The sequence below is a fragment of the Rhodoferax sp. genome (genome assembly GCF_028689305.1).
Taxonomy (GTDB): domain Bacteria; phylum Pseudomonadota; class Gammaproteobacteria; order Burkholderiales; family Burkholderiaceae_C; genus Rhodoferax.
The window spans coordinates 25721-38168 of the sequence record NZ_JAQTWM010000006.1; the positions used below are offsets into that span (position 1 = coordinate 25721).

General features: G+C 58.3%; 10 protein-coding genes. All 10 read right to left on the reverse strand.

Annotation, left to right across the window (positions count from 1 at the left end):
• Nucleotides 1-37: 37 nt before the first annotated feature.
• Nucleotides 38-3661: a hypothetical protein gene (locus PHW99_RS02380; RefSeq protein ID WP_300173461.1), complete on the reverse strand. Its 3624-nt coding sequence runs from the start codon at nucleotides 3659-3661 to the stop codon at nucleotides 38-40.
• Nucleotides 3662-3675: 14 nt separating this feature from the next.
• Entirely contained in the window at nucleotides 3676-4083 is a 408-nt protein-coding gene (locus PHW99_RS02385) for a hypothetical protein (protein WP_300173463.1), read from the reverse strand.
• A 12-nt stretch (nucleotides 4084-4095) separates the two neighbouring features.
• The gene (locus tag PHW99_RS02390; RefSeq protein ID WP_300173465.1) at nucleotides 4096-8112 is read right to left on the reverse strand and encodes a tape measure protein; all 4017 of its coding nucleotides are present in this window, start codon (nucleotides 8110-8112) and stop codon (nucleotides 4096-4098) included.
• Nucleotides 8113-8134: 22 nt separating this feature from the next.
• The gene (locus PHW99_RS02395; RefSeq protein WP_300173467.1) at nucleotides 8135-8779 is read right to left on the reverse strand and encodes a DUF6441 family protein; all 645 of its coding nucleotides are present in this window, start codon (nucleotides 8777-8779) and stop codon (nucleotides 8135-8137) included.
• A 193-nt stretch (nucleotides 8780-8972) separates the two neighbouring features.
• Nucleotides 8973-9368, reverse strand: coding sequence for a hypothetical protein (locus PHW99_RS02400; RefSeq protein WP_300173469.1), 396 nt, complete (start codon nucleotides 9366-9368; stop codon nucleotides 8973-8975).
• A gap of 10 nt (nucleotides 9369-9378) precedes the next feature.
• A complete protein-coding gene (locus PHW99_RS02405) occupies nucleotides 9379-10152 on the reverse strand; it encodes a hypothetical protein (protein WP_300173471.1) in 774 nt (257 codons plus the stop codon).
• 53 nt (nucleotides 10153-10205) lie between these two features.
• Nucleotides 10206-10652: a hypothetical protein gene (locus PHW99_RS02410; protein ID WP_300173473.1), complete on the reverse strand. Its 447-nt coding sequence runs from the start codon at nucleotides 10650-10652 to the stop codon at nucleotides 10206-10208.
• A 5-nt stretch (nucleotides 10653-10657) separates the two neighbouring features.
• On the reverse strand, nucleotides 10658-10963 hold the full coding sequence (locus PHW99_RS02415; protein WP_300173475.1) for a hypothetical protein: 306 nt from the start codon (nucleotides 10961-10963) through the stop codon (nucleotides 10658-10660).
• 5 nt (nucleotides 10964-10968) lie between these two features.
• Nucleotides 10969-11985: a major capsid protein gene (locus PHW99_RS02420; protein WP_300173534.1), complete on the reverse strand. Its 1017-nt coding sequence runs from the start codon at nucleotides 11983-11985 to the stop codon at nucleotides 10969-10971.
• A gap of 57 nt (nucleotides 11986-12042) precedes the next feature.
• Complete coding sequence (locus PHW99_RS02425) at nucleotides 12043-12420, reverse strand: head decoration protein (RefSeq protein WP_300173477.1); 378 nt, start codon at nucleotides 12418-12420, stop codon at nucleotides 12043-12045.
• Between the last annotated feature and the right edge of the window lie 28 nt (nucleotides 12421-12448).

The window sequence follows — 12448 nt, forward strand, 5'->3', positions numbered from 1 at the left end:
AAAGTCAGTCCTTAAACGTTATTGAAAAACTTCGGATTCAGGGGCGATCCACATCGCCGCGAGACAGCAAGGTGAATGAATGCTCGATGCCGGTGTTGGGCCCTTGCTGGATGGTTCGCACCACCCACACCGGTGTCATTGCACCAACGGTGTTAAAGCGCAGCATGTTTCCCGCTGCCCAGCCAATGCCCCAGCCCAATGCCGGAACCTTGAAATACGGCGTGTTGGTCGCAGGGTTGTTGGGGCTCAAATCCGTGTTGGTGCTGCCAATGGCAATGACCCCGACGTGCTCGCCGATGACGTTAAAACTCGTGGTGTTGGTGAATACCAGCGCCCAGCGTTCTGACACCGCGCCCTTGTTGGTCACCACAATGGGTGCCAGCACGTCGTTGAAGGTGCCAGTTGCCGCAGTGCCGCTGACACCATCGAGCCAGGTGGTGCCGTTCCAGGTTGCCTGATCGAACAGCACGGACACCCGGGCTTTGAGGTCACCCGCGATCAGAGCGCTCGATACAAAGCTGCTGGATGGACTGGTGATCGGATATTCATGCGTCAGTGGCCGCGTGAAGGTCAACTCGCCACTGATCTGCACATCACTGACCACGGCCATGTCTTCGACCCGGTGCTCTATTCGCACGGGCTGGCTGTAGCCGGTAACAGAGGTGAAGGTCACCAATCCCGATTCAAGGTCGACTGAGTACCCTGCGTTGATGACATTGCCATCAAACCCCACCACCCGCACCCGACTCAAACGTACCCGTGCGCAGTTGATGGTCTGACCGTTGGCGACAGTCGCCGTGATGGATTGGGTATTGCCAACCACCGCAAAACCGCCTGGACGAAAGATCGGCACGCGCCCGTCACTGGGCAAGCGCACCGGGTCAATACCGAGGATGTTGGCATCCAGCGGCAGATAGCTGTAGGCCACGGCCGCATAACGAATGGAGTCGGCCATGACGGCGGAAGCCACAAAGATATGCCCGCCGATGATTTTGGACGCGTCATACCAGGGCTTGGTCTCGTTGCCAACGGCCAATTCCCATTTGCCAAAGGCCAGCGACACAATGCCCGTCTCATAGTCCACCTTGCCTGTGACGTTGGCCGACTCAATCTTGCCATTGGCATCCGACGTGACGATGTGGGAGACCTGAGCGTCGTCGTCGGCCAGCACAAACTGAACGGACAGACTGGACGGGCGAATGGGTGCCGTGCTGGTTCTGAATTGCACGTCAGTCACCGGCATCGGGCTTTGGCTGGTCACCGTGCTGGTGATCACCCCAGAATTCGTCGCACCCACTGGCAACACCGTCAGGCTGGCCATGCCGGTCGAGTAATTGATGCTGCCCGAGGTCAGTCCGGAACCAGTGGCAGGATCAATGTTGGTGATGAGAGAGCCCTGGCGGTCAACAAATCGTGTGCCGCCCAGCGTGAAGCTGCACGACCCGCTCACAATGGGCTCGCTTGAGCTTTGCGTCAGATCGACCGCAAGCTTCACTGGAAATACCTCGGTATTGGTGGTTCCAGCGGCACTGGTGCGGTAAGTGACCTTGACATACCCGGACATATCGGTGGGCATGATGGCCCCGATGGTCTGGTAGGTGAACCCGCCAAATACCGTTTTCTCAGTGGCCAGGGTGCCGGTGTACCAAGCGTTGTCAATCACCTGGGTGCCGATGACCACCTTTGTCCAGTTGGGCTTGGGCAGTGCAATCACGGTATCGGGCTTGAACCGCAAAGTGCCAGCGGCGTAATTGATCACGCCTGCGCACTCCGGACGCGTCTGAAATCCGCCAGCCCCGTTGTCATGAACGATGACGATGGGGTCGACACGGGGTTTGTAGGTCAGGGAGAGCCAACGGGTCGAAATCTGGCCTTCGATGGTCAGGTCTTTCTCGTCATACACGGTGTTCCACTCGACCTTGACCGTGCGCGCCAGCACATTGGGGTTGGCCAGCACGATCTCGATGTGACCGTCTGGTGCAAAACGCTCGGGTGCCTGGAAATTCTCTTCAATCGGCGCTCCCCAAGAGTATTCAATGCTGACTTGCGCGCCAGAGCTGGGCAGGATCAGTGGTTTGAAGGTGATCACGCCATCCAGATAGTCCACTTTGCCAGTGGCGTCCCCAGTGAGCAGCCCCTGGCCGTTGTCAGTGGCGGTTTTATCGACGCCACCGGTCACCCAGGTCAATGTGACCGTACCCGGTGCCACACCAGGGTGGGCCAGAGTGAAAATGGATTGGGCGGCAATCGCAACACCATAAACAGCCGTGTCGGCAGTGGCCAGCCCATAAGTGGCGAGCACTTGAGTTCCCGCGTCGGGCAAGGCGGCAAGGGTGACCATCATCGACCCGGTGTTGAAATTGAGCGTGCCAGCGCCCACTGAACCAAACGCACTGCGCAACTGGCCGTTACCCGCATCACGCAGGGTGTACCAGCGCCCCTGTGCCCGGTAGCTCAGTGCGAAACTGCCAGGCTTGGGAGCAGGGTCAAAGATCGCCACCAGGGTGCTGGAGCGCGATTCGGCAGTCACCGCCCAACTGGCAGTGTGAAGTGAGCGCACCGGCGTTGCCGCTGGTGTGTAAATGATCGTCTTGGCTCCAGCGTAGCTCACGGACGGATCGGTGATTGAAATCAGCCCATTGGCATAGTCCACCGCACCCACAGCGCTGCCAGCAGCCGACAACAAGCCACCATCATCAACCAAGGTCAAGCTGCCGGTGGTCAGTTTGAGCGTGTTGGGCATGATGGCCTGTCCCACGCTGATGGTGTGGGAGGTGTTGAGTGCCACCGATGTCGTGATCGTTAACGGCCCACCCGCCGCAGATAAAACCACCTGCTCGCCGTTTGGTTTCAGATCAACCAGTGGTGTTTCAGTCTGGGCACTGGGCACCAGTTGGGTGTAGACGCTGGTGGCGCGAATGCTGAACGTTCCAAGATGGGCGGCAGCGGCCAGCGGCACAACGCCAACGTAGGAACCCGCGTCAGCCACCGTGGTATCGCGAACCCGGGTCGCACCCGCTGCCGGAGCAGCCTTGGCATTGCCTTCAGAGCCTTGAAAGTCGGTGCGCAGGGCATCACTGATGGAGCAGGTCACCACATTCATGTCGACCATCTTTCCCTGGCTGTCCTCGAACTTGCGTTTGACGGCGCTGACCTCGGTGGTTCGGATGTACTGGTTTCTCTCGTTGGTTGCACCCTCGTTTTGGACCAGCACCATGGTCTGGCCGATTCGAGGCAGTTCAGCATCCACACCCTGCAAGATTTGCACGGCACGCTGACCAGCAATATGGTTTTCCAGCAGCATGCCGCCCCACATCGGGCCTTTGGTGAGGTAACTCTCCACCCGGGCTGAGGCTGCATCGCGCCGATCAAAGGTGTCTCGAGTGCTGAACAGCGTGACACTGACATTCGGATCCGCAGGAGGCTCGGAGACGATGATGTTCGAACCCATGTAGGTGTCGGTGTCCATCGTCTGCACCGAGACGTGGAGTTTTCGCAGGTTCACCCGGCCACCAGCCCTGTCGAGTTCTGAGATATCGGGAAAGATGGCATTGCTGGTGCCGTCCGTGATGACCGTGGCGGTGGGCGCGCCACCACCCTCGGGCACGTCGTCCATGACTTGGGATGCGACCAGTTTGATGTCGCCAGTGAGAATGGGCATGAAGGCTCCAGAATTTAGATTTGCATCAGCTTTAAGGTGATGCGGTAGAAGTCAGCCTCTGACCGTGCGGGAAACCCGGTAACGGGCTCGGCTTCAATAGCCCCGTCGGCATGGCGAAAGGCCACTGTGAACACCCGGGCATCAGTGAGCGTCAACTCAAAGCGACCACTGACCGCGTCCAACGGCAGTGCTGCCCAGTCGCGCAGGACATTGACAACCGATCTCGTGACCCAAGCCATGTCGGCAGCACCCACCAGGGTGATGGCCCGCCCCGCTTGGCGGGTAGCCGACTGCACCAGAAGAGAACCAGTGATCAGGTAAGACACACTGGAGACCACTGGACTCCAGCCGTGTTCGTCGCTCCACATCAAATCGTCAGGCAGGGCCAACGTGGCCCCACTGAAGAGGTTTTTAAGTTCCATGAGGATTCGCCCTTAAAAAGCCCGGGCTTTGGCTTGTTTCAAGATGTCCAGCAGTCGGGTTTCATCCCTGGCATCGACCGTGGCTGACACGCTGCGGTTTCCCGCCGCCAGTTCAACCCGCACGGTGCGCACCGGTGCGGTTTCTCCTGCAAATGCAGGTCTTGGCACAGTCATCGGTGAAGCCAGTGACTGAACAAGTCCACCACTGGCAAAGCCCTGCACACGCGCAGCCAGGGCTTTCGCTGGCAGGCTCAGGTTGTTGAGCGACTCAAAAAACCCGGTGCCAAACCGAGATACCGCAGACCGGTTGACCACATATTCGCCGGGAGTGAGCATCGCAGGAACCGTATCGGACTTGGCCACACCACCACCCCGGTAAAACTCACCCTGGTGCTGCTCCATGTACTCCATGAGGTCTCGTTCGAGGTCTTTGCCATACAGCAGAGGCTGCGCCATGGCTTGCCGCCAGTTGGCCTTGATGGCATCGAGTTTTTGCTTTTCGTTGCCTGTGAGTTGCTTGCGGTTGACCAGACCCTCAAGGGTTCGGCGGTCGGTATTCGCCAGTTGGCCGTAGCCCTGCAGGGTGTCGTACTCAAATCCAATGCTCAAGGAGGCACCGTACTGCATGCGCATCCACTGCACGTACTGGCGAAGACCATTCATGCCCAACTCGATCATTTGCTGGGCCTCTGCCGCATCTTTGTTGCGTTTGATGACGTTCGAACCAGGAGAAACCACCGAACCGCCTGTGGCAAACCGGGCGACACCATTGGCAATTTTTGATAGCGCAGCGCTTCCATACTTGCGCACTGCCGCTTTGCGCAGCACATATGCGCCAGCATCCAACGTGCGCGGTACTGTGTCCTGATCACCGGAGCCCGGCACCGAACCACCGGTCATGCGGGTAAATGCCTGCGCAACTGGTGATGCCACTGCCCCACCAACCGCAAAGTGCGGCACACCAGCACCCACCAACCCACCTGTGGCATTGGTTTCGACCTTGGTCACATAGATCGTGTGCGTGCTCGACGTATTCATGCCGTTGAGGCTGGATATCTCCGAACGGGCTGAATCTGCGTTGGTGTTCACACTGTGCTGCGACTCGGTGCGGATGCGACCCAGTGCATTGATCATTCCCTCCACATTGTTGATCGCTGCTTGGGCTTTTTCAGAAGTGACTTGCAACTCGATCAGCGAGTTTTGCTTGGCATAGACGGTCAGTTTGTCCAGCGCCGCTTTGGCCTGACTGACATCGGCATCGACCGGTAGCGTTTTGCCTTCTTTGAGCAAGGCTTCATATTCCTGGAGCTTTTTCTGGGCCTGTTCCAGATCGGCCTTGATGACCAGCAGACGTTCCTTCTCGGCCATCGCCTTGTCCAGTTCAGCCATGGCTTTGTCAAACCGGCTGGTGTCTGCATCGAGCGTGACTTTCAAGCCATCTTTGAGCTTGGCGCTGATCTGGTCGATCTGGGTTTCGGTGTCCGTCAGGGTCTGTTTGATCTGCTCACGCGCTGCTACTGCGGCTTGGGCTGCCTGTTTGTGCGCCTGAGCCTGAGCGTCCAGTGACTTGACGAGAATGTCTTCGGATTCCCGAATGGCCTGAATGGACCGGTTGACACCGTCCTTGCCTTGGGCGATGGCAGCGTCGGACTCCTTGGTCTTTTGCGCCAGTTCTGCGCGCAGGGTATCAGCCTGGCGCATCAGGTCGGCTGCTTTGTCGTACTCCTGTTTGCGCGATGCCTCTCGCGCCTGCGACTCCAAGGTCACGACCTGCGTGTGCGCCTGCTCGGATGCCTTTTTGGCTTCCTCTGCCTTTTTGGCCTCTGCGGTCTGGGTGCTGCCCACTTGCACTGCCAAATCCATGGCTTTCTGCGCCAGTTGTTTAGCCTGCTCAAATTCACCAGCGGCCAGTGCATCACGCGCCTTGCTCTGCAACTCAACGATCTGGCGTTTGCGATCTTCCGTCGCTTCAAACTCCGTCATGCCCTGACGACGCAACTCACGGATTTTTTCCTCCGTGGTCATCGTCAGTTGACGTTTGGCTTCTTCAATGCGCTGGATTTCCGCCAAATGCCGGTTGGCTTCAGCGTTGAGCGCATCAATGTGAGCGCGGTATTCAGTGGCGGCGGTGACCATCGACTGGCGCTTGGTCGCCAGAATCTCATTTTCCACCCGGGTCACGTTGGCACTGCGCTCGGCTTCTGTTGCGCCTTGCTTGGCCGCTGCTGCTACCCGGGCAGTGGACTCGTCATCGATGAGTTTCAGTGTGTCCGTGGTGGCTTTTTGGCGCAGGGTGGTCTGCTGGGTCAGTGCATCGGTAAGCAGCAGGGTTGACTTGGCGATCTGGGTTGCCTCTGACGCCTTCGACAAATCCAGTGCCGTCTGCTCCTGCTGGTAGCGTGCTTTCACAGCATCGACCTGTTTTTGCAGGTTGGCTTCCACCATGGCCGTCAGACCCTTGTACGCTTCAGCCATTTTTGCTGTCGCATCCGTCACCACGCCATTGGCCTTGGTGACCGCCTGTTCCACCTCGCCCAGACGGGATTTGAGCTTTTCCACGGCCGAGTGAACAGCCTCAACGCCACGACCGACCGCTTCTTGCGTGCCCTGGCGCACGGCTTCTAACTTCTTGGCGATCTCTTCTGCCGTGGTGGCCGCAGTGGTCATGGCCGCTTTGGCGGTGTCCGAACCCTTGGTGGCATCCGCATACATCTGCGCAAAGATCACATTCATTTCAGCCAGACGAGCCTCGTGGCGCTTGGTAGCTGCATCGATGGTGTCACTGGTGAAGATCGCTGCAAAGGCTTCCCATCGGTACTGCAACTGCTCAACCGCCTTGACCAGAATTTCGACCATGAAGATGCCAGCCTTGCGCACGATCTCGAATTTCTCGGACAACCAGGTGCCGATTTCCCAACCCACGGCGAACGCACCCAACACAGCGAACGCGGTTTTGAGCAGGCCGACGCTGGCAATCGCTGCTGTCACTGACAAATTGGCAGTGGCCCAGGCGGCAGACGTGGCCGTTGCCGCCGTGATGGCTGCGGCACCGGCGGTTTGCCAAGCTGTGACCAAAGCAGGCAGCAACCGGTAAATGAGCACCGCCAGCCCCACTTCGGCTATTTTTTTGAGCCACTGCATGACCGTATCCAGATTGGTGGCGAGCCAAGTCAGGCCATCGGCTAGTTTTTTGGTGATGCCTGTGGCTGCATCGACCTGCGCGACCCACTGGCCGAAGGCGTTTTGCAGGCGCTGGAAGGCCTGGCTGACCGTTGCGGGCAATTGGGAATATTCAGCAGCGAGTTTGTCCTTCTGGCTCATCAAGGCGTTGACCACCACGTCAGCGGTTAGCCTGCCTTCTTCAGCCAGCTTGCGCAGCCGACCAATGGGCACATTCAAGCCATCGGCCAGGGCTTGGGCCAGACGTGGACTGTTCTCGACCACGGAGTTGAATTCCTCGCCGCGCAGCACACCAGATGCCAAGGCCTGACCGAACTGCAAGAGTGACGACTGAGCTTCTGTAGCCGAAGCACCGGACAGGCGCAAGGCCTGCGAAATGCTCTCTGTGATGGTCAAAGCATCCTTCTGTTCACCACCCAACATGCGCACCGCTTGCTGCAACTTGCCATACAGGGTGGAGACTTCCTGAATGGGAACCCCAATGCGCTGGGCGATTTCAAACAGAGCCTTTTGCGCTGTGACAAACTCATTCTGACCTGCGGTTGCCAATTTCAGGCGCGCGCCCATCATGTTCCAGGCATCGGCCACCTGGACGATCTCCTGCACTTTGCCTGCCGCCCAGTTGATCGACAGGAATGCCAACAACTGTGTCTTGGCGGTCGCCACCTGATCGCCAAACGCTGACATGCCTGCCTTGACCTCGGCCATACCTCGCGCGGCCTTGTCGCCAGCGGTCTTGGCCGTCGATGCCAACTCACCCAGGCTTTGCTGGGCCGAATTCAGGGCGCGTTTGAGCCCGTCATCTGCACCTTCAAGGGCGACTAAAACGGCAATACGGTTGTTAGCCATGGGTCAGTTCAATATTTGGGAGTCATCCGACCGTGCGGATTTGTTGTTCGATGCTTGCCGCCAGTCGTGGGATGCGCCGCACCACCAGTCGCTCGATATCGAGTCGTTTTTTGAGCATGACGCGGGGAACGAGTACGGCAATCGGAATATCAGCACCACGCTTCAAACGTTTGATACCTTGCGCTTTGCGGTACCGACGTTTGAATCCAGCCAAGGGGCGGTCGTGCTCTTTGATGTTTTCTGCCATCAGTACCACGTTGCCCTTGGCGTTTTTGATGAAGTAGGCGTTGCCACCCCGCATGAGTTCAGCAATCTGAGCCTTGAAGCGCTTGCGGCCGACCCGACCATGCAAGGGAATCAGCATCTTGGCCGAGATGGTCCCGCCTTTTTCGTGCATTCCGACCCATGGAATGCGCGAGCCCACGTAAAGCGCTGGCAGGCGACTGGGGTCTTTGTCGATCACGTAGGCGGAGAACCCCTTGAGGAAGGTCTTTTTGACCACCGTCAGTTGGCTGGCCACCTGATCGCGCACGTCTGTCTTGATTGCAATAGCCTCTTTCGCCATGGCTTTGGCCACCGCTTTTTTTACCTTGTCACGAAACTCTCCACCCCAGCGGCGTAGCTGGGTTTGGGCTGCGGCGCTGTCGATTCGGATGGAGATTTTCATGACGAGGTTGATGCTGTGGTCAGGCGTTCAAGCGTTTGATCGAGGTTTTTGGAGTCGCCCCTGCTGCCAATGGCGATCAGGGACAAGAGTTGGGCATCACGCGCACTGTCAATACGCACACTGGCAACAGAAAAGCCCTTCAACTGCGCCAGCGTGTAGTCCAGGATGTCGGGCAGCCGGTGGCCGTGCTCGATCAGACGCTGGGTGAGGTCGAACCAGTGTTGGCTGCTTGAATTCCCTTGCCCAGACTGAACAGACCGTCGAGTTTGGGAATCACCGTTCGGGTAAAAAAATCAGCGTTGACCTCCATCACCTTGGCTGCCAGCAGCAACGCGTCGTCCGCTGCCAAGTCGTCCACCCACTCGCGCGGCTTTTTGACTGCGATGCCAATGGCGTTCAACAAATCGTCACCACGCTCGCCAAACAGCGCCAGCCAGTTGATTTGCGGCTGGCTCAATTGCGCCATCACCGGCGAGATCACCCGCAGGAAAGCAGGCAACTGGCCCACTTTGAGGGGTGAAATCGCAATGGTTTCACCTGCCACCTGCACCAGGGTGTCTTGGGGAATGAGTTTTTCCAAATCAGTCATGACGCGCCTTTCAGATTTGGACAATGCGACCGAACTGGCCCAGCGTTGCATCGAAAGGCTTGCTGGAATCCGCCAGGAGCGAGCCCTCCATCTCGAACTTGTTGTATTCGTTCGAGATGAACGAGATTTCCTTCAAGGGATCAAACGCCACCCGGTACAACTCAACCAGCACCCGGGCGTTGCCATCGGCGGTGTTGATGCCCTCAAGCCGAAGGAAGCGCTCAGGCAGTGGCTGGGTAAAGATGCCAATCTCGGTGGTGACACCGAAGGCGTAGCTGGCTTTCAAGGGCGCGGCGTAGGCCACGGCAGGCTCTCCGCCATCGTTCAGACGCAGCAACTGGATTGCGCCGAAGTCCTTGTCGACGGTGTAGTCCACCCCTTCGACCAAAGTGGCCGGTGTGGCGCTGCTGTCCTTGATCACCAGGCTGGCCACCTTGGGGTGTGCCAGGAAATAGCGCTCGCCGACCAGCGGTGACGCGCCCGCTAATGGCTCATTGGTCACAGTGCCGGGCGTGCCGACCACATAGTTGCCGTAGAGCGCCAGCGCCAGGTTTTCTTTGGTGAACTCTTCAATGGTCAGATTCACTGTGGCGGACTTTTGCTTGACCATGCGGTGATCGAGCGTGCGCTGACCGGTCTGGCTCTCATAGTGCTCCAGCACATCGGTTTTGAGCGAGAGTTTCAACTCGGCCACATTGCCGGGTGAGCGAACCTCGATGGGGTTGCCTTCGACGTCACGTTTGCCGAGGTAAACACGGCCCTGGAATGATGCATAGGTACTCATGGTTTGGGATCCTTAAAAGTTGGGATGGATAAACAGAAAAAGGGAAAAGTGATTCAGGCTTGAATGGAAATGTCAGCAATCAGGGTGCGGTAGGTGATCTGGTAACGAGCAGACGTGCTGGCGGCAACGCCATCAGCGTCATCCACTTCCCACTCGGACTCGACTTCCCGAATGCCGAGCGCCAGGCCACCCAGGTTGATGTCAAGCATCAGCGCGGCATGCGCCGCACAGAGCAAGGCATCGGCCACGGTTTCTGGAATTACTGGAGGCACGGCACGCGCCAGTGCGGTGATGCGTACTGTCAACTCGCGGGTGACACGGTCGTTGGCGCGCTCTGCCAGTGACTCACTCTCAGGAAACACCACCAAGGCTGGGCACTGATCGCGGGTAATGGCAACACTGGGCGTGCGCCACACTGAAGCTGCCTGATCTGTGGCCACCGGGTTCAACCGCGCCACCAGCGTCTGCAAAATCCGTTCACGAATGGAGTTCGCTGCCATAGGATTTACACCCGCATCAGTTTGGCGCTCACCTCAGACCCGTCGCCCACGGCCGTGACTTCCCGCACCTGATACGCGAAACCCTCGATCTGCACTGATTCGCGGGATTTGAGCCCCACAAAGCAAGAGTTCGGGTAGGTCATCTCGTACTCGGTGCTGACACCAAGCCCCGAGAGCACGTCCTGGTCAGGTGCAGAAAATCCGACCGAATGCGTCTGCGCTGCACCGCCATCGCTGGGTTGCCAGACGCAGATCTTGAGAAACCCGACGTTGGCAGCGGCCAGATAGATTTTTTCGACCAAGGTGGCCATATTGATCAGGATGCGGTCAGGCGCACCAACAGGGCCGGACGCTGGCACAGGGGCAGCGGGTTGCTCTGGGTGTGCAAGTCCGTTCCACGCTCAAACTGACGCGGTGCCTGCTTGGCATAGATCGGCTGGCCCAGCGTGTTGACCGTCTCGTTGAAGTCAGCCGGTGCAAAGTAGGTGGCAAAAGTGTCAATCGTGCCCAGCGGGAAAGCATGCGCTTCGCCTGCTTCGATGTACGGTTTAATTACCCAGCCACCGGAGCCATCGGGCACGCTGGCTTCACCGGCGTATTCCTCAAAGGTGACCCCTGCAAAAGGAAAGCCTGCGCGCATGTCGGAGCGCAAGGCCTGACCGTCGTTCCACAATTTATATGCTGCTTTAACGCTGGAATGAGTCACCAACTTGGTAAAGAACTCGGGCGAGACAAGGCAATGCACGCCGTTCATGCGCTCACCCATCAGACTCTTACCCATATAGCGCTTAAGTTCAAGGCACTTGTCCAGCACTTCCGTGGTGTCGATGTTGAGTTTGAAGCTGATTACCTTTGCTGGAATCTTGAATTCCCCATGCAGATTGACAAGTTCGCGCCCATCAGCATCGAGCACGATGCCTTTCAATGCACCCATGCGCAAATACTCCAAGGTGGCGGCATGTTTGGTGCGCATGTTGTCCAGGTGCTCGGCCAGCACAGCCGCAATGGAGGCAAACTCGTTTTCTGTGCCAAACGAGCGTAGCCCCAAGACCTCTTCAGGCAGAACCACGTCGTCGTGCGGGATATGCGGGATCACAAAGCTGCGCAGCGTGCGTTTGCCACGAATGCCGACCGTACCGGGCGAGCCCACAGGCAGACTGGGCAGCAAATTGAGCACACCGGCCTTTTCTTCGATCACGATGGTGCGGGTGCGCACTGGCTTGGCAGGGAAAAGCCCGAGCTGGTCGAGTCGGTCGTAACGGTTGGGCAGCAGGTTGATGGCTGCGGTGAGTGACGCCATGGAAAAGGCGGGATTGAGGAACGGGTTGTTGATGGCCATGATGGCTTTCCTTCAAATAGTGGGATGGATGGGGCGAATTGAATTGGATGGTCAGGCGCTTTGGCGCACCAGAATGCCCACGGTCTTGAGCTGGGCCACTGCTGCATCGCGCTCTGCCACGGTGATGGCCGCAGGCCAGGTAAGTGCGTGCTGGGCCACCGCACCGTGGCGCGCCAGCATCAGTGCGTCGTCCCGGTCGACCAGATAGGCATCGCAGTCTTGCAGTAACACGCCACAGGCGAGTTGGCTGCCATCGGTGGCACTTGGATCGAGTTGCTTGACCTTGCCGGTGGTGGTCACAAGCCCAAGGACTGTCCCCAGTAACAGGGTTTGGCCAGCAGTCAGGGTGGCGCGGTCGCGCGAGTAAAAGCCTTCGTCTTCATATTTGAGCAAGTCGCCCAAGTTGAGGGTTTGTTTGATTTCAGCCATGGAGTTCTCCTATTAGTGAGGGGGTCAG

Bases quoted from the DNA above. Each gene is read 5' to 3' on its own strand.
- PHW99_RS02395 (WP_300173467.1), bottom strand. From the start codon at position 8,779: ATGAAAATCTCCATCCGAATCGACAGCGCCGCAGCCCAAACCCAGCTA.
- PHW99_RS02400 (WP_300173469.1), bottom strand. From the start codon at position 9,368: ATGACTGATTTGGAAAAACTCATTCCCCAAGACACCCTGGTGCAGGTG.
- PHW99_RS02385 (WP_300173463.1), bottom strand. From the start codon at position 4,083: ATGGAACTTAAAAACCTCTTCAGTGGGGCCACGTTGGCCCTGCCTGAC.
- PHW99_RS02425 (WP_300173477.1), bottom strand. From the start codon at position 12,420: ATGGCTGAAATCAAACAAACCCTCAACTTGGGCGACTTGCTCAAATAT.
- PHW99_RS02380 (WP_300173461.1), bottom strand. From the start codon at position 3,661: ATGCCCATTCTCACTGGCGACATCAAACTGGTCGCATCCCAAGTCATG.
- PHW99_RS02405 (WP_300173471.1), bottom strand. From the start codon at position 10,152: ATGAGTACCTATGCATCATTCCAGGGCCGTGTTTACCTCGGCAAACGT.
- PHW99_RS02410 (WP_300173473.1), bottom strand. From the start codon at position 10,652: ATGGCAGCGAACTCCATTCGTGAACGGATTTTGCAGACGCTGGTGGCG.
- PHW99_RS02390 (WP_300173465.1), bottom strand. From the start codon at position 8,112: ATGGCTAACAACCGTATTGCCGTTTTAGTCGCCCTTGAAGGTGCAGAT.
- PHW99_RS02415 (WP_300173475.1), bottom strand. From the start codon at position 10,963: ATGGCCACCTTGGTCGAAAAAATCTATCTGGCCGCTGCCAACGTCGGG.